We start from the raw sequence: 20613 nt of genomic DNA, 5'->3' as shown, positions 1-20613 counted from the left end.
AACGTGTTCGGGCCGCACAGGGCGTGATGCGGTCCATGGGCGTCTGGCGACCCCAAAAGAAAAACCCCCGGGGCGAAGGTCCGGGGGTTTCTCAGGATACTGCGTTCCCCGGCGTGAGCCGGGGAGGCCTTGCAAGGGAAGCGGGACTTAGAAGTCCATGCCGCCCATGCCGCCCATGCCACCCGGCATGGCCGGGGCAGCGGGCTTGTCTTCGGCCAGTTCGACCACGGCGGCTTCAGCCGTCAGCAGCAGGCTGGCGACGGAGGCAGCGTTTTGCAGGGCGGTGCGGGTCACCTTGGTGGGATCCAGCACGCCTTGCTCAACCAGGTCGGTGTACTCGCCGGTTGCGGCGTTGTAGCCGTAGTTGCCCTTGCCTTGCAGCACGTTGCTGACCACGACGCTGGCTTCTTCGCCGGCGTTCGTGACGATGGTGCGCAGCGGTTCTTCCACAGCACGCAGGATCAGCTTGATACCGGCGTTCTGGTCAGGCGTGTCGCCCTTCAGGTCAGCGATGGCTTGCTTGGCACGCAGCAGCGCAACGCCGCCGCCAGCCACAACGCCTTCTTCCACTGCAGCGCGGGTAGCGTGCAGGGCATCTTCGACGCGAGCCTTCTTTTCCTTCATTTCGACTTCGGTGGCAGCGCCAACGCGAATCACGGCAACGCCGCCGGCCAGCTTGGCCACGCGTTCTTGCAGCTTTTCACGGTCGTAGTCGGACGTGGCTTCTTCGATCTGGATACGGACTTGCTTGACGCGAGCCTCGATCGACTTGCTGTCGCCAGCGCCGTCGATGATCGTCGTGTTTTCCTTGCCCACTTCGATGCGCTTGGCTTGGCCCAGTTCAGCCAGGCCGGCCTTTTCCAGCGACATGCCGGTTTCTTCGGAGATCACGGTGCCGCCCGTCAGGATGGCGATGTCTTCCAGCATGGCCTTGCGGCGGTCGCCGAAGCCCGGAGCCTTGACGGCGGTGGTCTTCAGGATGCCACGGATGTTGTTCACAACCAGGGTGGCCAGCGCTTCGCCTTCGACGTCTTCCGCGATGATCAGCAGGGGACGGCTCGACTTGGCGACTTGTTCCAGCACGGGCAGCAGGTCACGGATGTTGCTGATCTTCTTGTCGAAAATCAGGACAAACGGGTCTTCCAGCACGGCAACTTGCTTTTCCGGGCTGTTGATGAAGTAGGGCGACAGGTAGCCGCGGTCGAATTGCATGCCTTCGACGACGTCCAGCTCGTTTTCCAGCGACTTGCCGTCTTCGACGGTGATGACGCCTTCCTTGCCGACCTTGTCCATCGCGTCAGCGATGATCTGGCCGATGGAGGAATCGCTGTTGGCCGAGATCGAACCGACTTGAGCGATTTCCTTGCTGGTCGTGACCGGCTTGGATTGCTTCTTCAGTTCAGCCACGGCGGCGGCGACAGCCTTGTCGATGCCGCGCTTCAGGTCGATCGGGTTGAAACCGGCGGCAACGTACTTCAGGCCTTCCATGACGATGGCTTGAGCCAGCACGGTGGCGGTCGTGGTGCCGTCACCGGCGTTGTCGGAGGTCTTGGAAGCAACGTCCTTGACCAGTTGTGCGCCGATGTTTTCGAACTTGTCCTTCAGTTCGATTTCCTTGGCGACGGACACGCCGTCCTTGGTCACGGTCGGGGCGCCGAACGAGCGCTCCAGCACGACGTTGCGACCCTTGGGGCCCAGGGTGGTCTTGACAGCGTTGGCGAGAACATTCACGCCGCGGACGATGCGCACGCGGGCGTCGTCACCGAACAATACTTGCTTGGCAGCCATTTCTTAGCTTCCTTCGAAAATTCGTTTGAGGCGGGGTTTACAGAACCACGGCGAGGATTTCGTCCTCGCGGATGACGAGCAGTTCCTCGCCATCAACCTTCACGGACTGGCCGGCGTACTTGCCGAACAGAACCTTATCGCCAGCCTTCAGGTCGACCGGCAGGATCTTGCCTTCTTCGGTCTTCTTGCCGGGGCCGACGGCCACGACTTCGCCTTGATCAGGCTTTTCAGCGGCGCTGTCGGGAATGACGATGCCCGAGGCAGTCTTGCGCTCGTTTTCGAGGCGTTTGACGATCACGCGATCGCCCAGGGGACGCAAGGCCATGTGGAACTCCTGTTTACTTGAAAAAAGTGAATGATCGGTTAGCCCCGGGGAGGGCTGTTAGCACTCACCGGTGTCGAGTGCTAATTATAGGGATGATGTTCCGGGCTTCAAGGGGGGGAGGCCTGGCTGTTACATATTTCATGGGCGGCCAACTGTTGTCGAAATTCATCTAACTTGGAATTTGCGTCATCCAGTTTGGAAATCGATAATTTTCGATATACAAGCGCTGGCGCGGCCTCCAGCCCGATTTCACCCCTGGAAGTCCGATTTCTTGTGTCAACAGTAGGGCGATCCGCCGTTCTCCCCGGTATGGTGCCTTTGCCTGCGGCTGGCGCTGCGACGTGTCACACGACGCCCGCCAGGACCTGCTTTGGCCGTGGACGCCAAATACGGCTGCCAGACCACGGTCGCTCTCTACCTGGTCTGCTATTGGACGTCGGGCCGCATCCGACCCACAGCAGCCCTATGTGCGGTCAGGGAGTACAGATCGAAAGCCGAGGCCATCGGTGGCTGAATCGCTTGGAATTCACACGGTGCATAAACGTTGAGACGCTCGCCCGGCGAGGGTTGTGCCGAACTCGCAGTTCAAACAGGTCATTCAATCCGTACGGCGCTATGACCTTCAATGATTCATCACCGTCCAGCTAAATGCCAACGCAGGTGGCGAACTCTGGCCAAGTGGCCAGCCCATCGTCCAAAGACGTTAGGGGTGAAACCACCTGGCCGAGGGCTTCTGCGAACCACTCGTGCACTCTGGCCTGGTTTGTCACTTCCCAAGTGAGCGAGGGAAGGAGAAGATGCAGCCGCTCTTGAAGTTCGGCATCCAGAGCTAGAGGCGCTTCGGCATCAAAGTACGCAACGTCCACGTCATCCACGTTCGAGGGCACCTGAAAGCCATGCAAGTTATCCCAAACCAAGGATCTGATGGCCCCTGCACCGATGCACCAGGAGGGTAAACCAAGGCAGCGAACCGCCCGCAGCGCGGCCATCAGTTGCTCAGAGGATTCGACGAGGTCGCATAGTCGTTGCTCATAGCCTGCTCGAACGTTCGCCATCATTTCGCCGGAAACTGGAATCTCGGGTTGGTTGATATGTGGAAATAGCATATCCGGAATCATCGGTCGTCCGCTTCTGGCCGAAAGGGGGCTATCGTTGACCTCGGCGGAGATCCATTACAGCCAATTTGAAGTGACGCTAAATTTATTGAACTCAGACGACTGCACGCAGTCCCTCTGCAAACTTTGCGGCCCCCCCATTGGCAGGGTGACGGACATACGGCGCTGCAATAATGTCGATATCCGCCAGTAGTCTTTCTGCTTTCTTGCCAATAGGAATAATGGTTGCCTGGGGAAATGCCTTACGTAACAGACGAAGTGCAGGAGCCCCCAGCGCAATTTCATGCGGTGTTGGTGGGCGGTTTGACCACGATACCCCCGGAAGATGTGGGTGAAGTTGCACTGCATTCCAGAGGATCGTCTCATTTTGAATGCCCAACTCCATTAAAACGCGCCACACAGTCGTCGCGGAAGGTTCAGAAAATGCACGGTGTCTGTCCGTCAGTCGCTTCTTGGGCGCCTGAATCCGAGGGATCTTGCCTTCCATGAGGAGGCGTTCACTCGTGAATGCTACCCCGCTATATCGGCAACCCTGATATCCAGGTGCCTCACCGACCAGGATCATCCTCGCCTTGCAGTCCAGGTGTTGCCTCAACCGGACAATGCGTTGCTTGTTCGCGTCATGCAGGACATCATGCGCGCACCGATCTGTCCAAGGGTTAAAGAGGCCGGGGCTGCCCTGCGGTAGCGTCCTTAGGAGAGAAGCGATCAGGTCGGGCATGGTTAATAATTCTGCGGCGAATAGCCTTTGTTGGCCGAGAGCCGTCCTTGTCGCCCGGCCAATGACGACCCAAATGGGTCGGCAGTATCAGGCAAAAACGGCCAAGAAGACGACGATGCGTGAGCGCCAGCAGGAAAGTGTATTGGCCCAACAGAACTTGCCTAGGTTAAGCGCCTAATGCAAATGCCTCGGCCGGGGTCTTCATGCCGAGCGCCTGGTACGGGTGCGGGCGGTTGTAAAAGCCTATCGTGTCCGCCACACCGCCACTGGCATGCTGGAGCTGGATATATTCAGTCTTGACGTCCAACGTATGTGCCCCCTGCTCGATAGCTGCACTCAGGTATCCATCGCGGTCCCTGCGGCGCTATCGGTTCATCGTCGGCGTACTGTGCTTGGCAGTTAATATACACTGTATATTTTATGGGATGCATATCCATGCCCACTGCACATGTATTCATTGCGACCAGCCTAGATGGCTTCATTGCGCGGCCCGATGGCGGGATTGATTGGCTTCTGCAACGTGACAGTCAGGCAGAGGACCACGGCTACGAGGACTTCATGGCCGATAAGGATGCCATCGTGATGGGGCGGGGCACTTTTGAAACCGTCGCGCATCTGGATCCCTGGCCATACGATGTTCCCGCGTATGTGCTGTCGAAGTCGCTGTCGGTGGCAGCCATCCCCAAAGGCCTGCAAAGCAAAGTCACTTGCCTAGGTCTGACGCCGAAGGAGCTTTTAACCGAGTTGGCGAGTGAGAATCTTAAAAAGATCTATGTCGATGGGGGGCAACTGGTGCAGTCTTTCTTGCGAGAGGGGCTGGTCGAAGACCTCGTGATCACTACTGTTCCTGTACTCATTGGAGCCGGCAGGCCACTGTTCGGAACCGTTCCGAAGGACATCGACTTGGAACTGCTATCCAGCCGGAGTTTTCCTTCAGGCATGGTGCAGTGTAAATTCCGGGTGCTAGCATGACGAGCCTTCGCGGCCGCCCCGTCCGGGGTACGGGGCTGTCGAGAGACGTCCTCATTGCCACAGCGCTCGCGCTCCTCGATGAGCGGTCGGGCACAGGGTTAACCATGCGCGCCCTTGCGTCGAAGTTGAACGTGACGCCTATGAGCCTTTATCACCACGTAGAGGATCGCGCGTCGCTACTCCGCGCGCTCGCAGACAGGGTGTACGGAGAGGTGCTGGAAGGAAAGGACACGTCATCAGACCATCTCCCGGAAGTACGGCGAGTCTTGCAGCGCTACTACGAGGCTGTGGCCAGGCATCCTCAACTGACTCTCGCAATTTTTTCCGAGCCACGGGCCTTCTCTGGAGTTACTAAGGAGATAACCGCCCATCTCACTGCGTTGCTATCGGCATTGAGCTCGACTCCCGAGATATGGCGCGATATCTTGATCGATCATGCACACGGTAGCGGTCTTGCCAGAGTATCTGCTTCAGGCAACCGGAAGGAGACTGCGGTTCTCAAGTCGCAGTATTCGCAAGCGCTGGATTGCCTGCTTGCAAGAATGGCAGAGGTTTGAGAGTCGCACTTGCTGTATCGGATCCGTTGTAAGTCGCCGATTTGTGCATTGCGCCGGCGTATCGCAACACCGGCTGTCGAATTTCATTCAACTTGAGATTTGGTTCATTGACTTTTGAGCTTTCCAAATGTGTAGACGCCCCATTCATGCCGGTCGCAGCGCATCTCGGCAGTTGAGGTCCGAAAAAAGTGGGCCGGCGAGCCTTAATTGAGTTCTGGCTGACCCTCAAATCCCCCAACGGATGCAAGATCAAGCAGTCTCTATCGGCGGCAAACCTGCAGCAGATCGAGGCAAGCCAGCCGGCTCAAGGCATGGCCAATGCATCGATCGTGACGTCCAGCAGGGCTCGCAGTCGAGCAACACGTCGCAGATCTCGGTGATAGCCTAGCCAGACATCGCGACCCGGCGGAGCCTCGCCCAAGTCGATTCTTCGAATGCCGGGCGTTATATCACCAAGCAGACATGGCAGCACTGCCAAGCCCGATTTCTCAGCACACATACGTGCTTGAACGCCGCGGTTATTACTGCCGAACACAATCCTTGCTCCAGGCAACATCCGCTTGATCCATTCAACATCGGGCAACGAACCGAATGCGCTGTCCATGCTGATCAGCGCATGGCCGACACCGTTGCCTGGTGACGGCGGGGCGATGTCAACGTGCCCGTATAGCGCATAGTCGATCCGCATCAGCTTACGTTGAATGATGTCGGACTCTTCGAAAGGGACGATCCGGAACAAGAGATCCGCCTCGTGCCGCGCCAGGTTGTACAGGCGTGAATCCGTGAGCAGCTCTATTGAGATGCCCGGGTGCTGTGCCAGAAAGCGCGCGAATACCGGCGTGAGTACGTGGATGCCGAACCAGTCGGATGAAGAGACCCGCAGCAGCCCGCTCAGTTGCGTTTCTTTTCCCGTCAGAGCGCGCGTGAAGCCCAGCGCCTCTTCCTCCATTCGTTCAGCGTAGGCGAGCACCGCCGCCCCATCATCGGTCAGGACAAATCCATCGCTCGTCCGCTGAAAGAGCGTATGCCCAAGCGCTTCTTCAAGCGCACGCAGCCTGCGACCCATGGTGGGCTGGGTTTGGCCTACCTGCTTTGCCGCACGGCCCAATGTGCCGCAACGGGCAATCGCCAAAAACACGCGGACATCGCTCCACTCCAGACGCATTTCATTCATTTATGTTTAGTGGCAGTGCAAAAATGTAGATTTACATGCGTTATAGCATAGCCAATGATGACTGCATTGATCGGTCATTTGACGGGCCAGATCCCCTTAAGGAGTTGATCATGACCATGCAGGCGCTCGTTCTAAACCGTCATAACGGTCCACTTGAGTTGACCGAAATTCCCATGCCGCAACCGGCCCACGGGCAAGTGCGCGTGCGCATCGTCGCAAGTGGCCTGAATCCGCTGGATACCAAGATTCGCGCCGGCAGCGCCGCGCACGCAAAGCATCCACTGCCGTTGGTGCTGGGCATAGACATGGCCGGCGTGGTCGATGCGGTCGGCCCCGGCGTGTCCAATTTTCGCGTCAGTGACGAGGTCTACGGCATGACGGGAGGAGTCGGCGGCATCCAGGGTTCTCTGGCCCAATATGCGGTCGTGGATGCGGACCTGCTTGCCATCAAGCCGGTAAACCTCTCGATGCGTGAAGCCGCGGCGCTGCCCCTTGCGTTTATCACGTCATACTCGGGCCTCGTCGACCGCGCGCGTTTGCAGGCCGGTCAAACTGTGTTGGTGCAAGGTGGCGCGGGGGGTGTCGGTCATGTGTCGGTGCAACTGGCGCGTGCGCTGGGCGCCCGCGTTTTCGCCACGGCTGGTTTGCGTGACCACGATCTTGTTGCGCGCCTCGGGGCAACGCCCATCGACTACCAATCCCAGTCAGTCGAAACGTATGTGGCTTCGTTCACGCAAGGCGCTGGCTTCGATCTTGTCGTTGACACCGTGGGCGGTCCATCGCTTGATGCTGCATTTGCCGCGGTGAAGCACTTTGGGCATGTCGTCAGCGCGCTGGGGTGGGGCACGCATGCGTTGGCGCCGCTGTCGTTCCGCGAGGCCACTTATTCTGGAATATTCACCCTGTATCCGCTGCTCACAGGCCAGTATCGCGCTCACCACGGCGCGATGCTCCGCGAGGCAACATGGCTGGTCGAAGCCGGCAAGCTCATGCCGAATCTCGATCCCCGGCGGTTCGACCTGCGTTCCGCGGAAGTTGCCTACGAAGCTATCTCGAATGCAACCGCGAGGGGGAAAATCGTGGTGGACGTGGCATGAGGCGTGAATTGGCAGTGTTCCGCGCCAGTCGCAACCCGCATTGCGGGTGGCGACATCGGTTGGCAATTGGCTGCGGACTTAACAGATCATTCCTTGCATATCCATACCTTGGCCAGCGCCTTCTTGAACATCGTGCCGAACGCGGTGACGCATGTGCATGGGCGCGCCATTCTGGAGTCGGCTCGCGCAGACCTACTTGCGCGATGCTACGGCGCTACTGTTCCGAGCTCCGGGACTTTCCACCTTCAATGAACTTCGACACCTTCAGTGCGACGAGACGTACGCCGAGGCGGCAAAGGGCGGTGGCACGGCAAAGTCCGCCCGCATCCGGTTCACCTCTTCGACCGGGCTGCGTCCGAACAGGCGTTTGAACTCCCTGCTGAACTGGGATGGGCTTTCATAACCGACGTCGGCGCTGGCTGCGGCGGCCGTTATTGAGTTGCGCACCATCAGGAGCCGCGCATGGTGTAGGCGCGTGGATTTCAGATATTGCATGGGCGAAGTGCTGGTCACTGCTTTGAAATGGACGTGGAACGCCGGCACGCTCATGCCGGCTTCCCGCGCCAGCTGGTCCACGGTCAGGTCTTCCTTGAACGCGGCGTGAATCCGGCGCAATGCCCGGACCACTTTGCCGAACTGGCCCTGCATGGCCAGAGCCGCCCGCATCGCCGGCCCCTGTGCCCCGGTCAGGATACGAAAATAGATTTCGCGCACCAGAGCCGGCCCCAGGATCTGCGCTTCCATAGGCTGGCCAAGTGCTTGCAACAGGCGCAACACGGAATCGGTCAATGGCGGATCCATGGGGCTGGAGATCATGCCTTTCGGCTCGGCCGCCACAAAACCGCCCAACTGGTCGATTTGCAGCATGAGGTCGGCCGCCAGTTTGAAGTCCAGATGCATGTATAGGGCCAGCAACGGCTCGGCTTCGCTTGCGTCCGTTTCCATCGTGAAAGGCACCGGCACCGATACGACCAAGCATTGCTGCGCATCGTACAGGTAGGTCTGCCCACCGAAAAAGCCCCGCTTCGTGCCCTGGCACACGATCACGATACCGGGGTCGTACAGCACGGGAACGGACTTCAGCGGGCGGTTGGAGCGCAGCAGCCGCACGTCTTCCAGCACCGTCAGGTTGTAGCCCTCGGTGGGCGCCAGTTCGCCAAGCAGACGGGCCATCTGCTGGCGCACGGAGGCCAGCGGGTCATCGGGTTCGGGGCGTTCGGACATGGTGTCGGTCTGATCGGGGTACAGGGTGAACAGATTGCCATGAATGGTCCATGAATATTCGGCCCAATAGTTTTAGGCAATAAACAAAGACCAGAGGCCATCGAACTATCGCTTCGGGAATCCTAGCATTACATCCATGCCTCAGGCATCCCTCAACCCGACAGGACGACACCTATCATGATCAAAGTATTCAACCCCGCTGACGGCGCCGTTGTAGGCGAAGCGCCCGAACTTGGCGCAGCCGATGTCCAGGCCGCCATTGATCGGACCTGCAACGCCTTCCCCCTGTGGTCACGCAAACTTGCCAAGGAGCGCGGCGACCTGCTGCGCCGCTGGTTTGAACTGATCCGCGCAGACAAGCGCGTGTTCGCCGAGATCATGGTCAGGGAAAACGGAAAATGCCTGTCCGAAGCCTTGGGCGAAATCGACTACGGGCTGGGTTTCATCGAATGGTATGCCGAAGAAGCCAAGCGCGTGTACGGCGACACGGTTCCGTCGCACGCCGCCGGCGCCGAAGTCCTTGTGTTCAAGGAGCCTGCCGGCCCGACCGCGGCCATTACGCCGTGGAATTTCCCGTTCATGATGATCGCCCGCAAGATCGCCACTGCGCTGGCGGCCGGTTGCACCATGATCATCAAACCGTCCGAACTGACGCCGTTGACGGCGTACAAAATGCTGGAGTACGCCCGCAAGGCCGGTATCCCGGAGGGCGTGTTCGAGATGGTGACCGGCAATCCGAAAGAGATCGGCGAACTGTTCATCGGCGAGTCGCGTATCCGCAAGATCTCGTTCACCGGCTCTACCGCCGTTGGCAAAATGCTGGCTGCCGCTTGCGGCAACGATCTGAAAAAGATGACGCTGGAACTGGGTGGCAATGCTCCCTTCATCGTCTTCGACGACGCCAGCATCGAAGCTGCGGCGACCAGCCTGGTCGCTGCCAAACTGCGTAATTCAGGCCAGGTCTGCATTTCGCCCAACCGCATCTATGTTCAGGATGCCATCCACGACCGCTTTGTCGCGGCGGTTGTCGAGAAAGTTGCCCGCATCCGGGTCGACCAAGGCATGCAGGAGGAGTTCGTTGTAGGGCCATTGATCAACCAGGCGGGCATCGATAAGGTGGCTGAACTCGTCGATGACGCCAAACGCGCCGGCGCGCAGGTGGTGCTGGGGGGGAAGCCCCATTCGAGAGGCGGGCTGTTCTACGAGCCGACGGTGCTGGTCGGCCTGACCGATGACATGCGCGTCGCGCATACCGAAATCTTCGGGCCGGTATTTGCGGTGTATCGGTTCCACACCGAAGACGATGTCGTCGCGCGCGCCAACCATTCTGAATATGGATTGGTGGCGTACGCTTTCACGCGCGATCTGGCGCGTGCGTTTCGGCTGTCCAGGAACATCGAAGCCGGCATGGTGATCCTGAACTCGGGCTCGGTCGGCACCGCATCGATTCCATTTGGAGGCATCAAGCACTCGGGCTACGGCCGCGAAGGCAGCTATTACGGGATCGAGGAGTACGTCGAGGTGAAGTACGTCTTGATGGCAGGGTTGGACAAGTAGGATCAAGACAAAGACGCGTCGCAGCATATGTTACCAACCTAGACTTGTCAGCGCCCGAGCTGTCGTCACCCGATCGGCTTTTAGGTGCCCGCGGCGACGAAGGCCCACCTGATGCCGAATAGGCGAAGTGGATATCGCTGCTGTTATCGTGGCGCGCCAAACATCCCGAATGCCCTCATGCGACTCGCTAGGCAACCATTCGAACGACCGTTTCTTCGGAGTGGCTGACACCTAAATGTCCTAGCAACGATTCGGCCGAGTGACACTTTGTGGCCGATAGCAGTCGGTGGCCAGTTGCTTGGCTTGTTGCTGTCCGAATGGTCTGTGATCAGGGAGGGAGGTCCGCTTTGGATGTGACGGAACAAAGCGGCACCTAAGTTCAATGAATTTTCTGAGAAAAAACACTAAGTTCAATGAACCAAGAACACCAAAGTGGATGAACCAATATCCGCAAAGTCTTTGTTTTAAATGACGTCAAGGTGTTCCTTCAATGAACTTCGACACCAGACGAGCTTTCGGATGGACTTTTGGTTCATTGAAGTCGGGGAAATGCCGATAACGATTCATTCAACTTGGAAATTGAACAAAATCGAGCCATAGCGGATGGTTCAAGTGGCAGTGGCGATGATCGGGAAGGCAGGCCTGGGTACGCCTTCCAATTAAGTCATGCCAGTGATTTCCGCACCATAGCCGGTGACTGACGGTCCTCCACTGGGTACCCCTAGGGGCCGAGGCGGCGCTATCCTGACCGTTTGCGATTCATTGCTGCCGTGACGTGGTGATATCGGACGCGTGATGGGCAACGTCCATGTGGCAAGAGCGAACCAAGACGAGCAAAGTGAATAAGCGAATCTAGCTGGATGTTTGATTTAAATGGCATCGACTTCGCTCCTTCACCGAGTTTCGACAGCAAAGAATGAGGCCTCTCATTTCGCAGCGCCCGTTTGCCGAGCAAACTGCTCCCGCTTCTCGACCAGGAAATTCATCAACGCCCGAATTTTGGCCGGCATCTGCGCCCGGGAGGGCACATAGAGGAAGAATCCCGGGAAAGGTTTGCACCAGGGGCCTAGCACCCGTATAAGCGAACCGTGCACCAAGTGCTGGCGCACACAAAGATCGATGTGTTGCACCAGCCCAACTCCTTGTAGCGCCGCGCGCAGCATGCTGTCGTCGTCGTTGAATACAGCATTTCCTTGTGGTTCGAATACCACCGTGCGTCTTTCGGCGCCCGGCGAGGTAAACGACCAGCGGTCGATGGTTCCACTGGAGGTAAAGCGGTAGGCCAGGCAGTTGTGCTGCATCAGGTCAGCCGGCGTCTCGGGCTTGCCATGACGCTCGAAGTACGCGGGCGAGCCGACGATGGCGTACTGAAGCTGCGGCGTGACCGGCACCGCCACCACCCCTTCGTCCAGGCTCTCACCCAAGCGTAAACCGGCATCCAACCCCTCGGCCACGATGTTGGTGAAACCGTCGTCCATTACCAATTCCAGTCGCAGCTTTGGGTAGCGCGCCAGAAGTTCGCCCAGGTGCGGTTCGATTAGAAGCCGCGCTGCGATGCGCGAAGAACTCATGCGGATCAATCCCGATGGTTCGGCATGCGCTTCGCCCAATTCCGCCACGGCCCGCTCGATGGCCGTAAGCGCAGGTTGCAGCACATCCAGCAGGCGCCGGCCTTCTTCCGTCAGCGACATATCCCGCGTCGTGCGGTTGAGCAGCCGCACGTTCAGGCGCTGTTCCAGCCCCTTGAGGTGCTGGGACAGCGCGGCGCGCGTCACTTCCATCTCCGTCGCAGCCTTAGTGAAGCTCCGATTTCTGGCGATGTGGGCGAACCAAGTGAGGGAAGAAATGAGGGAAGGCTCAATGGGCATTTGTTTAGTCTAACTAACCATTTATGTATTTGAAAGCCTGTTTATCTTACTCAATGACGTCCTTACCATTGATTCCAGTCGCTTGTCGTCTGACCACGATTTTTCATCCCTGACTGGAGAACCGCATGCCCAACGTCTCGTTCAAAAACCTCAACGGCCAAGGCATCACCATGGCCGCCATCATCAATTTCCCTGCCGGCTTCGATGACTCCAAAAAGTACCCGGCCGTCGTCGTTTCCCACCCCGGCGGCGGCGTGAAGGAGCAGACCGCAGGTCTCTATGCCAAGAAACTGGCCGAGAACGGCCTGATCGCCATCGCCTTTGACCGCTCCTACCAGGGTGAGAGCACCGGCGAGCCGCGCCAGCTGGAGAATCCCTACATCAGCACCGAGGACGTTAGTGCCGTCATCGACTACCTGACCACGCTGCCCTATGTGGATCAAGCCAACATCGGTGCCATGGGCATCTGCGCCGGCGCGGGCTATAGCGCCAACGCTGCCATCAACGATCGCCGCATCAAGGCCCTGGCCATGGTGAGCGCCGTGAATATTGGTCAGATGTTCCGCAACGGCTGGGAGAACACGGTCAAGGACGCCGATGCGCTGCCTTACCTTGACGCCGGCTCGGCGGCGCGCACAGCCGACGCCAGCAATGACGACATGGCCACCATACCGCTGGCCCCGTTAAAGGAAGAAGACGCGCCTAACCCCGAACTGCGTGGCGCCTGGGAGTATTACCACACCCCCCGTTGCGAACACCCCAACGCGCCCGGCTTCACCCTGGCACGCAACCTCACACAAATCATCACCTACGACGCCTACAACAAGGCCGAGGCTTTCCTGACCCAGCCCATCTTGGCCGTCGCCGGCAGCAAGGCCGGCAGCAAGTGGATGAGCGACGACCTGATCGCCCGCGCCGCCAGCACCGACAAAACGCTGCACGTTGTCGAAGGCGCCGACCACATGGATCTGTACGACGTGCCCCAGTACGTGGACGAGGCGGTCTCGAAGCTGGCTCCGTTCTTCCTGGCCAAGCTGAAGTAAGCCGCTGCACCCCACCTGGCAAGGGGCGGAGCCCGCCCCACCTTCAAGGAGTTTTCATCATGACTACCATCCGAACCGTTGCCTACCAGAACCTGGGCTGGCAAACTGCCGCCGACATCCACCTGCCTCCCGGCTTTGACGAGGGCAAGAAGTATCCCGCCATCGTCAGCACGCATCCCATTGGCAGCTGCAAGGAGCAGACTGCCGGCAACATCTACGCCAAGGGACTGGCCGATGCCGGCTTCGTCGTGCTGGTGCATGACGCCAGTTTCCAGGGTGCCAGCGGCGGCACGCCGCGCTTCATCGAAGACCCGGCCATCCGCGTTTCCGACATTCGCTTTGCGGTGGACTACCTGCAATCGTTGCCCTATGTGGATGCCGAGCGCATCGGCGCCATCGGTGTGTGCGGCGGCGGTGCCTACACGGTCCATGCCGGCATCACCGATCACCGCTTGAAGGCGCTGGTGTCGATCACGGGCGTGAACTACGGCCGTCTGATCCGTGAAGGCTTTGCACAGTTCAAGCCGCGCGAATTGGCCGCCAATATTGCGCAGATGCGCACGGCCCAGGCCCAGGGTGCCTCCCGGGATGCGGCGAACCTACTGCCGGATTCGGTGGGTGCCGCCCAGCAGGCCGGCATCACCGACATCGATGTGCTGGAGGCCACCGACTACTACAAGACCGCCCGCGGCCAGCAGCCCAATGGCGCCACCAGCCAGCTTATGTCGTTCAGCGGTGCGGCGATGGGTTGGGACGCTTTCTTGCACGCCGAAGTGCTGCTGACCCAGCCTCTGATGGTGGTGATCGGCGACAAGCCGGGTGGTTTCGGGGCATTCCGCGACGGCTGGGAAATCTACAGCCGTGCCGCCTCGACGGACAAGCACATCGTTGTCGCCGAAGGCTGGTCGCACTATGACCTGTACGACAAGCCCGAGCCAGTGGCCATCGCCATGGCCAAGGTGGTGCCGTTCTTCAAGGAGACGCTGTGATGCGAAACATCCTCATCCTCGGCGCCTCCGGCCAGATCGCGCAGTTGGTCATCCCCGAGCTGGCCAGTCGCCCGGATAGCGTGCTGACGCTGCTGCTGCGCGATCCCAAGAAACTGACCGGTAGGGAGCCCGCCAGCGCCCAGGTGGTGATAGGCAACGTGCTGGACAAAAAGCTGCTTAGGGACGCCATGGCGGGTCAGCAGATCGTCTATGCCAATCTCACTGGCGAAGACCTGGACAAACAGGCCCAAGCCGTCATCGCCGCTATGCAGGCGGCAGGCGTCAAACGTTTGGTCTTCGTGCTGTCGCTGGGCATCTACGACGAGGTGCCCGGCAAGTTCGGCGAGTGGAACAACGCCATCATTGGCGAAGACCTTAAGCCCTTCCGGCGGGCGGCTGACCTGATTGAGGCCTCGGGGCTGGACTACACCATCGTGCGCCCCGCCTGGCTGACAGACGAGGATGAGGTGGACTACGAGCTAACCGCCAAGGCCCAGCCCTTCCAGGGCACCGTGGTCTCGCGCATGAGCGTGGCCGATCTGATCGCCAAGGTGATCGCATCGCCCGAACTGCACCTTGGAGAGAGCCTCGGCGTGAACAAGCCGAACAGCGACGGCGACAAACCGTACTTCATGTGAATCGGTGATGGCAATGCTCAAGTACCTGGCCATTTTTCTCGCTGCGCTTCTGGCGGCAGCCTTGTTGGGGCTATTCGCCATCACCTGGATCGAAAGCCGGCAAGCCCGCCAGTTGGCGGGCAAGCAGCCCTATGTCTCCCCGCCCACGGCGTCCCGTGCAGCAGTGGTGTATTTCTCGCGTTCGGGCAACACGGCGCTGGCCGCGCGCCATGTAGCTCGACGGCTCAAAGCGCAACTGTTTACGCTGGAAGCACCCGACTACCAGCTTGGCACGGGCGGATTGGCCCATGCGCTCAAGGATGCCAATGCGCTCAAGGAGAAGCCTGAATCGCTACCGGGCATCATCCCGCGCACCATCGACCTGACGCCGTTCGATACCGTCTGGCTCGGCTCACCCGTGTGGCTCTACAGCCCAGCGCCGCCGATCTGGGCCTTCGTGGAGCACAACCGGTTCGACGGCCTGCATGTGGTGCTGTTCAACACGTTCAACAGCCACTTTGGCGATGAGCACATCGCGGCCCTCAAAACCAAGGTGATGGCGCATGGCGCGAAGTCGTTCGAGCACCGCTACGTGCTGCGTGGACGCATGACGCGGCAGCTCACGCCCGAGCAAATGCTCCTGGCCATTGACGACGAATGGTTTGGCCCGCAGGCCCATCCTTGACACTCAACAATTCATCCAGCCCTTGCGCCACCAGCGCGTTGGCCGTCGATCTTTCGAAATCATGACCGATTCCCTGTTCCAACCCTTTGCCTTCGCCAATGGTATTACCCTGCGTAACCGCGTAGTGATGGCACCGATGACCACCTGGTCGTCCAACCCTGACGAAACCGTCTCCGATGATGAGCTGGCTTACTACCGCGCCCGTGCCCAGGGCGTGGGCCTGGTACTGACTGGCTGCACCCATGTACAACCGAGCGGCATCGGATTCACTGATGAATTCGCAGCCTACGACGACCGCTTCATCTCCAGCTTGCGCAAGCTGGCCGAAGCTGGCAAGAGCGGCGGCGCCCCTGCCGTGTTGCAGATCTTCCATGCCGGCAACAAGGCCGTGCCTTCCCTCATCCCCAATGGCGAGCTCGTCAGCGCCAGCGCCATGGCCGCACCCAAAGGCCCATTCAACGACGGCAAGCTGGTCAGCCGCGCGCTCAGCCACGTAGAGATCCTGGCTGTGATCAGGGACTTTGGCGAAGCGACGCGCCGCGCCATCGAGGCAGGCTTCGATGGGGTGGAATTACACGGAGCCCACGGATTCCTGATCCAGAACTTCCTCTCGCCGCTGTTCAATCAGCGAGCCGACGAATGGGGGGGGGCGCTAGAAAGGCGCATGCGCTTTCCGCTGGAAGTGGTGCGCGAAGTGCGCCGCGTGATCGCAGCACATGCCGCGCGCCCCTTCCTGCTGGGCTACCGCATCTCGCCCGAAGAGCCGGGCGAAGGCGCGCTTCGTATCGACGACGCGCTGGCTCTGGTGGACGAGCTGATCGACGAAGGCCAGATCGACTACCTGCATGCCTCGCTTTACAACTTGCTCAATGGCAAGCCGCAGAACGAGGCTTTTGGGAAAAGCACGGCCGAGCGATTCGTCGAGCGCGTGGGCAGCCGCGTGCCGCTGATGGCAGCCGGTGAAGTGCGCACGCCCCGAGATGCGCGCGCGGCGCTGGCGCTGGGAATACAGATGGTGAATGTCGGGCGTAGCTTGGTGATGAACCGGCACTGGGTACAACTGGCCCATGCTGGACGTGAAGCAGAGATCGAAACCGCCTTGGATCTTTCGCGCAAGCCGAGCGAATTGGTGATTCCCGCCAAGCTCTGGGGCAAGATTGCATCGACCCCAGGCTGGTTTCCCGTTCGCGACCCCTCAGATAAGGGGTGCACCTAAGCCATCTATTTCACAGGTCTCATCCGATTGCATCAACCCCGGGCAAATCCCTAACGTGGGGCGGGGTTCCGAGCGAGTCGCCTTTGCTAAGCTGATTCCACGATCGACTTCATATAGGGGTGAGCACCATCGATGCAAATTGATAATTTTGCTGTTCCGTCGGGCAACGAAGACTTTCACACTGTTATTGTGGAAATGCGCGACGTGATTCGCCTTGTGTTTCCTAGCGGCGCTTTGCTGACGATAGCCGCCAGCGCCGATGCAGCAATCTTTCAACGCTTCGAGCGCGATCACGACAGCATGGTCGCAATAAACGCACCAATGGCACGGGCCGATAAAAGTAGGCCAACAGTAGTGATGAGTGCCCCCAATGTAATTTCGCAGCAGCTGGGACCTTGGGGTTTTGAAATGTAGGCAATGCGCCTATCCGCCGCTCCCGGCGTAGCATGTTGTGGGTCAAAATAGAGCAGCGCTACTCGCCGGGAGTATTCCTCTTCGGAACTGAAACCGCTCCGGATCAGAAGCGCGGAGTGACGGATCGCTTCATGCCATATGGTTCCGCTGCCCGGAGCAGATTCCGGACCGTCAAAATGCCTACCCGAATGGACACGGCACAGGTGTGCGCCAGCTTGTCCCTCACAGTTCTGGGAGAGGGCGTTCAGCGTTGGCATTGCACCGTTCTGCGTGAAAACGCGGCCGCGGGCGTCGTTTGAATAGCAGTTCCTCGAGCTGACGTGAATTCACGCTTATTTCAAAGCTGACAGCCTTATATAGCGTCAAGCGCAGATCCAGGACGACCAGTCAACCAACCTTGTCCCACAGCATGGGGCATCCGGTCGAGAATGTAGTCTGCCTGTGCCTGGGTCTCTATTCCCTCTACGATCACTTGAACGTCAAGCTGTCTAGCCATTTCAATGATCTTCTCCATTACAGGTGCAGCGCGCTGGGTCTCACCGATTGATTGGATGAAAACTCGATCCAGTTTTATCCCATCAAGCTTCCAACTCACGACGTTTCCAAAATTGGAATAGCCAACTCCAAAGTCATCCAGGAAAATCCTAAACCCTCTGGCTCGGAATAGTTGCAAGATATCATTTGGGGTGGGAGTGGAAAATTGAGCGGATTCAGATATTTCGAGGACGACACGAGCAGGATCGATGCCACGCCGCGCCGTCTCGTCTGTCATGAAGTCCAAAAACGAAGCGTCCTCCAGATCACCAGGAAAGACGTTGATGCTGACATAGAAATTCTCCCTACCGCGAAGGCGGCCGAGGGCCCCGTCGAGTGCAGCTACTACGACATATCTTGTGAACTCTGCGCGTAGTCCTAATTTCTCAATCCACCCAATGAACGTAGTCGGCGGAATGGGTCCTACTTCCTGGTGCGTCCAGCGAGCCAAGGCCTCCGCCCCGACGACTTCGTTCGTCTCTAGGACTCGTAGCGGCTGATAGACGACATGAATCCTTCGTTTCTGCAGCGCTTCCAATAGACCTGCCCGCAAGCCATGCGACCCTTTCCACCATAGAAGAAGGATCATGCCGAAAACGGCGCCGATTAAAGCCCCGAGCAGGCCATATTGAGCAATCGGACTTCGCATGTCGGTGACAATCGTGGATTCTGCACAGATATCCAAATTGTCAGGAGCGTCGCAGGTAACAACGGTCTGAGAACGTAAGAACCAGTTGTTCCACCATGAAGACATGTTGGGCAGCTGTAAAGACGATTGAGTATCTCCGAAGTCTTGGTAGACGTACTTTCGGTCCGTGGTATAGATTCGCCCGTGCAACTTACCACTAGGACCGCCAAGCTCTTCGAATGATGAGATGCTGGTAAAGACCGCCACCGTATTGCTGGCTGCGAGGTCGCCCGTGAGTTCCGACAGTATTGGATTCTTAATATTCTTCCATACGGAGATGCCGGAGTTCCCCACACTAATCCCTGCAGATAGCGTATGGGGCATTTCCCATACTCCCCACACTGCGGAGCAGCGTACCCTTCCGTCTACAACCCGTGCGATGTCAGCAACATAGTTGGCCAAGTAAAACCGGTGGCGGAGCGCCGAGATATCCCCAGCAGAACAAGGTTCACTCGCCTCCTTCAAGGACTGCATTATGTCGACCTGTTCTCTTCCAATCGCTAATGCCCGTTGAAGCAGGTGCTCATTGTGATGCCTAACTATTGCATCAGACTGGGATGCGACAGAGCGAAATTCCAGTCCCGCCGCAAGCAGGCTCACTATTACTATTGGGGTCCCAAACAAGGCCAGTCGGTGTTGGGTGGGAAGATGCGTGATTTCCATGGTTCTAATTTGCGGCTGACCAAGGTTCGTCTTAAGGAGGTATCAACCTCGCCGATCGTCTTCTTGTTGGTGCGTTAGGACCAAAGCCAGGGCCGTCGCGGAGCTTTTGTCCTGCATTGTGATGCCTCCCCAAGACGGAGGGCGTATCCTGAGGTGCCAATCCGTGTCAACTGTTTGGACCGCTGGTTTCTGATCGCGCCGCAGGGGGATCTCGGTAAAGCACCTTCGTTTCGCGCTTTGTGAGGTTCGAGGACCGGGGTCTGCAGGAAGGTGAACCTAACCCAGTTCCGCACTTTTGGCCTGCCTACCCGAGTGGCCACGGCGCAGGTATGCAGCCAGTTTGGCCTTCGCACTTCTGCGAGAGGCCGTCCGGGTCCTGTGGCGACAAGTGGCGCGTAGGCTTCCTAACGCGGCCACAGGTCGCGAGTACGCCGCGCGCAGCGAAGTTCTCTCCAGGTTTTGGACTGACCTGGCGATGGTGGGCGGTTTGCAGGCGCTAGCGGGGAGCAGGGAAATAAGGCGCCGCTCAAGTTCAATGAACCTTTGCGGCAAACTGCCTCTACCGGCGCCAACGCCAAGGCGGCATTCAGCCGCCCCGCACCTTCCTATCTGAGGGACAGCAGTGCCCCTGCGCCAGAGGTGACGGGCTCCAGGCCCAAATGTTCCAGCATGCGCCAAACCGTGCACGCAGCCGTCGACACGACAGGAATGTCCATCGTGTCCTGCACGGACTGGAGTGCGGGTAGCGATGGCATCTGCACGCAGGCCGAAAGCACAACGGCATCGACGCCGCGCGTATCCAGGCGTTTGACGTCTTCGATCAGTTGCATGGGGTCCCGCCGGCCCACTTCGAGGTTGTCCGGAATCTCGAAGCTGAGGGCGTCCACCACCTCGATGCCCTCGTTTTCGATATAGCTCACCACCTGGTCGGTCAGCGGCCGCATATACGGCGCCATCAAGGAGATCTTGCGCGCGCCCAGGTGGCGCAAGCCGTCTATCAGTGCGCCTGCGGAGGTCATCACAGGCGCCTGGCAGTGGTTGGCGCGGGCGACCGCGCCGAGCTCGTCCTCCGTTTGGCGATGATAGCCGGGCCCCATGGCCATGATGGCCACGAGGCAGGCGGTGCTAATGACGTCCATGCGCGCGTCGGCCAGTTCCGCGGCGCAGCGTAGTCCTTCGCGGTTCATGGCCTGCAGCTCGGCCGGGGTGACCTTATGCATCCGCATGCGGCTGCTGTGGAACGTGAAGCGCTCCGGCCGCATGGCCTCGCGCGCTCGCAGCATGGCCGGGATTTCCGTTTCCATGGTGGTATTGGAACTGGGGACGATCTGGCCGATGCGATATAGACGGCTCATGGTGTTTCCTT

The 20613-nt window shown here is 59.1% G+C and carries 18 protein-coding genes and 1 pseudogene; 10 read left to right on the top strand and 9 right to left on the bottom strand.

Annotation, left to right across the window (positions count from 1 at the left end; all coding sequences use genetic code 11):
- Positions 1–147: 147 nt before the first annotated feature.
- From groL to HG262_RS12490, 4 genes and pseudogenes are all read right to left on the bottom strand, one after another.
- Positions 148–1788: a chaperonin GroEL gene (groL, locus tag HG262_RS12505; protein ID WP_169271334.1), complete on the bottom strand. Its 1641-nt coding sequence runs from the start codon at positions 1786–1788 to the stop codon at positions 148–150.
- Positions 1789–1825: 37 nt separating this feature from the next.
- Complete coding sequence (gene groES / locus HG262_RS12500; protein ID WP_054423089.1) at positions 1826–2113, bottom strand: co-chaperone GroES; 288 nt, start codon at positions 2111–2113, stop codon at positions 1826–1828.
- 473 nt (positions 2114–2586) lie between these two features.
- Positions 2587–3102, bottom strand: a pseudogene (locus HG262_RS12495) (nucleotidyltransferase family protein).
- Between the two features lie 220 nt (positions 3103–3322).
- Entirely contained in the window at positions 3323–3715 is a 393-nt protein-coding gene (locus HG262_RS12490; RefSeq protein WP_169271333.1) for a uracil-DNA glycosylase, read from the bottom strand.
- A 669-nt stretch (positions 3716–4384) separates the two neighbouring features.
- On the opposite strand from HG262_RS12490, the gene HG262_RS12485 reads away from it, so the two are divergent.
- Both HG262_RS12485 and HG262_RS12480 read left to right on the top strand, forming a co-directional pair.
- Positions 4385–4921 carry a dihydrofolate reductase family protein gene (locus HG262_RS12485; protein ID WP_169271332.1) on the top strand — a complete coding sequence of 179 codons (537 nt, stop codon included), beginning with the start codon at positions 4385–4387 and terminating at the stop codon, positions 4919–4921.
- Positions 4918–5478 carry a TetR/AcrR family transcriptional regulator gene (locus HG262_RS12480; RefSeq protein ID WP_169271331.1) on the top strand — a complete coding sequence of 187 codons (561 nt, stop codon included), beginning with the start codon at positions 4918–4920 and terminating at the stop codon, positions 5476–5478. Before HG262_RS12485 ends, HG262_RS12480 begins: the two co-directional genes overlap by 4 nt.
- A 304-nt stretch (positions 5479–5782) precedes the next feature.
- Here HG262_RS12480 and HG262_RS12475 read toward each other — a convergent pair whose 3' ends face one another.
- Positions 5783–6652, bottom strand: a complete 870-nt coding sequence (locus HG262_RS12475; RefSeq protein WP_169271330.1) for a LysR family transcriptional regulator — start codon at positions 6650–6652, stop codon at positions 5783–5785.
- A gap of 110 nt (positions 6653–6762) precedes the next feature.
- Between HG262_RS12475 and HG262_RS12470 the strand changes: the two genes are divergently transcribed.
- Positions 6763–7749 carry a zinc-dependent alcohol dehydrogenase family protein gene (locus HG262_RS12470; RefSeq protein WP_169271329.1) on the top strand — a complete coding sequence of 329 codons (987 nt, stop codon included), beginning with the start codon at positions 6763–6765 and terminating at the stop codon, positions 7747–7749.
- A 264-nt stretch (positions 7750–8013) separates the two neighbouring features.
- On the opposite strand, the gene HG262_RS12465 is transcribed toward HG262_RS12470, so the two are convergent.
- The gene (locus tag HG262_RS12465) at positions 8014–8973 is read right to left on the bottom strand and encodes an AraC family transcriptional regulator (protein ID WP_169271328.1); all 960 of its coding nucleotides are present in this window, start codon (positions 8971–8973) and stop codon (positions 8014–8016) included.
- A 177-nt stretch (positions 8974–9150) separates the two neighbouring features.
- Between HG262_RS12465 and HG262_RS12460 the strand changes: the two genes are divergently transcribed.
- On the top strand, positions 9151–10530 hold the full coding sequence (locus HG262_RS12460; RefSeq protein ID WP_169271327.1) for an NAD-dependent succinate-semialdehyde dehydrogenase: 1380 nt from the start codon (positions 9151–9153) through the stop codon (positions 10528–10530).
- Between the two features lie 926 nt (positions 10531–11456).
- On the opposite strand, the gene HG262_RS12455 is transcribed toward HG262_RS12460, so the two are convergent.
- Positions 11457–12398, bottom strand: coding sequence for a LysR family transcriptional regulator (locus HG262_RS12455; RefSeq protein ID WP_169271326.1), 942 nt, complete (start codon positions 12396–12398; stop codon positions 11457–11459).
- A gap of 125 nt (positions 12399–12523) precedes the next feature.
- Between HG262_RS12455 and HG262_RS12450 the strand changes: the two genes are divergently transcribed.
- From HG262_RS12450 to HG262_RS12425, 6 genes are all read left to right on the top strand, one after another.
- A complete protein-coding gene (locus tag HG262_RS12450) occupies positions 12524–13441 on the top strand; it encodes an alpha/beta hydrolase (protein WP_169271325.1) in 918 nt (305 codons plus the stop codon).
- Between the two features lie 59 nt (positions 13442–13500).
- Complete coding sequence (locus HG262_RS12445) at positions 13501–14430, top strand: alpha/beta hydrolase (RefSeq protein ID WP_169271324.1); 930 nt, start codon at positions 13501–13503, stop codon at positions 14428–14430.
- Positions 14430–15068, top strand: a complete 639-nt coding sequence (locus HG262_RS12440; protein ID WP_169271323.1) for an SDR family oxidoreductase — start codon at positions 14430–14432, stop codon at positions 15066–15068. Before HG262_RS12445 ends, HG262_RS12440 begins: the two co-directional genes overlap by 1 nt.
- 13 nt (positions 15069–15081) lie before the next feature.
- Positions 15082–15732, top strand: coding sequence for a hypothetical protein (locus HG262_RS12435; RefSeq protein WP_169271322.1), 651 nt, complete (start codon positions 15082–15084; stop codon positions 15730–15732).
- A gap of 61 nt (positions 15733–15793) precedes the next feature.
- A complete protein-coding gene (locus HG262_RS12430) occupies positions 15794–16948 on the top strand; it encodes an NADH-dependent flavin oxidoreductase (protein WP_169271321.1) in 1155 nt (384 codons plus the stop codon).
- A gap of 132 nt (positions 16949–17080) precedes the next feature.
- On the top strand, positions 17081–17362 hold the full coding sequence (locus HG262_RS12425) for a hypothetical protein (RefSeq protein ID WP_169271320.1): 282 nt from the start codon (positions 17081–17083) through the stop codon (positions 17360–17362).
- Between the two features lie 352 nt (positions 17363–17714).
- Here HG262_RS12425 and HG262_RS12420 read toward each other — a convergent pair whose 3' ends face one another.
- Both HG262_RS12420 and HG262_RS12415 read right to left on the bottom strand, forming a co-directional pair.
- A complete protein-coding gene (locus HG262_RS12420; RefSeq protein WP_169271319.1) occupies positions 17715–19247 on the bottom strand; it encodes an EAL domain-containing protein in 1533 nt (510 codons plus the stop codon).
- Between the two features lie 605 nt (positions 19248–19852).
- Complete coding sequence (locus HG262_RS12415) at positions 19853–20602, bottom strand: aspartate/glutamate racemase family protein (RefSeq protein WP_169271318.1); 750 nt, start codon at positions 20600–20602, stop codon at positions 19853–19855.
- Positions 20603–20613: the final 11 nt, after the last annotated feature.

It is taken from the genome of Achromobacter sp. Bel, from assembly GCF_012928505.1.
GTDB lineage: Bacteria > Pseudomonadota > Gammaproteobacteria > Burkholderiales > Burkholderiaceae_B > Achromobacter.
Note: the sequence above shows the minus strand (reverse complement) of the source record. Positions and strands in the feature narration are given on the sequence as shown.

What these genes read in the sequence shown, in the direction of transcription:
- groL (WP_169271334.1), bottom strand. Translation starts at nt 1,788, where the DNA reads ATGGCTGCCAAGCAAGTATTGTTCGGTGACGACGCCCGCGTGCGCATC.
- groES (WP_054423089.1), bottom strand. Translation starts at nt 2,113, where the DNA reads ATGGCCTTGCGTCCCCTGGGCGATCGCGTGATCGTCAAACGCCTCGAA.
- HG262_RS12490 (WP_169271333.1), bottom strand. Translation starts at nt 3,715, where the DNA reads ATGGAAGGCAAGATCCCTCGGATTCAGGCGCCCAAGAAGCGACTGACG.
- HG262_RS12485 (WP_169271332.1), top strand. Translation starts at nt 4,385, where the DNA reads ATGCCCACTGCACATGTATTCATTGCGACCAGCCTAGATGGCTTCATT.
- HG262_RS12480 (WP_169271331.1), top strand. Translation starts at nt 4,918, where the DNA reads ATGACGAGCCTTCGCGGCCGCCCCGTCCGGGGTACGGGGCTGTCGAGA.
- HG262_RS12475 (WP_169271330.1), bottom strand. Translation starts at nt 6,652, where the DNA reads ATGAATGAAATGCGTCTGGAGTGGAGCGATGTCCGCGTGTTTTTGGCG.
- HG262_RS12470 (WP_169271329.1), top strand. Translation starts at nt 6,763, where the DNA reads ATGACCATGCAGGCGCTCGTTCTAAACCGTCATAACGGTCCACTTGAG.
- HG262_RS12465 (WP_169271328.1), bottom strand. Translation starts at nt 8,973, where the DNA reads ATGTCCGAACGCCCCGAACCCGATGACCCGCTGGCCTCCGTGCGCCAG.
- HG262_RS12460 (WP_169271327.1), top strand. Translation starts at nt 9,151, where the DNA reads ATGATCAAAGTATTCAACCCCGCTGACGGCGCCGTTGTAGGCGAAGCG.
- HG262_RS12455 (WP_169271326.1), bottom strand. Translation starts at nt 12,398, where the DNA reads ATGCCCATTGAGCCTTCCCTCATTTCTTCCCTCACTTGGTTCGCCCAC.
- HG262_RS12450 (WP_169271325.1), top strand. Translation starts at nt 12,524, where the DNA reads ATGCCCAACGTCTCGTTCAAAAACCTCAACGGCCAAGGCATCACCATG.
- HG262_RS12445 (WP_169271324.1), top strand. Translation starts at nt 13,501, where the DNA reads ATGACTACCATCCGAACCGTTGCCTACCAGAACCTGGGCTGGCAAACT.
- HG262_RS12440 (WP_169271323.1), top strand. Translation starts at nt 14,430, where the DNA reads ATGCGAAACATCCTCATCCTCGGCGCCTCCGGCCAGATCGCGCAGTTG.
- HG262_RS12435 (WP_169271322.1), top strand. Translation starts at nt 15,082, where the DNA reads ATGCTCAAGTACCTGGCCATTTTTCTCGCTGCGCTTCTGGCGGCAGCC.
- HG262_RS12430 (WP_169271321.1), top strand. Translation starts at nt 15,794, where the DNA reads ATGACCGATTCCCTGTTCCAACCCTTTGCCTTCGCCAATGGTATTACC.
- HG262_RS12425 (WP_169271320.1), top strand. Translation starts at nt 17,081, where the DNA reads ATGCAAATTGATAATTTTGCTGTTCCGTCGGGCAACGAAGACTTTCAC.
- HG262_RS12420 (WP_169271319.1), bottom strand. Translation starts at nt 19,247, where the DNA reads ATGGAAATCACGCATCTTCCCACCCAACACCGACTGGCCTTGTTTGGG.
- HG262_RS12415 (WP_169271318.1), bottom strand. Translation starts at nt 20,602, where the DNA reads ATGAGCCGTCTATATCGCATCGGCCAGATCGTCCCCAGTTCCAATACC.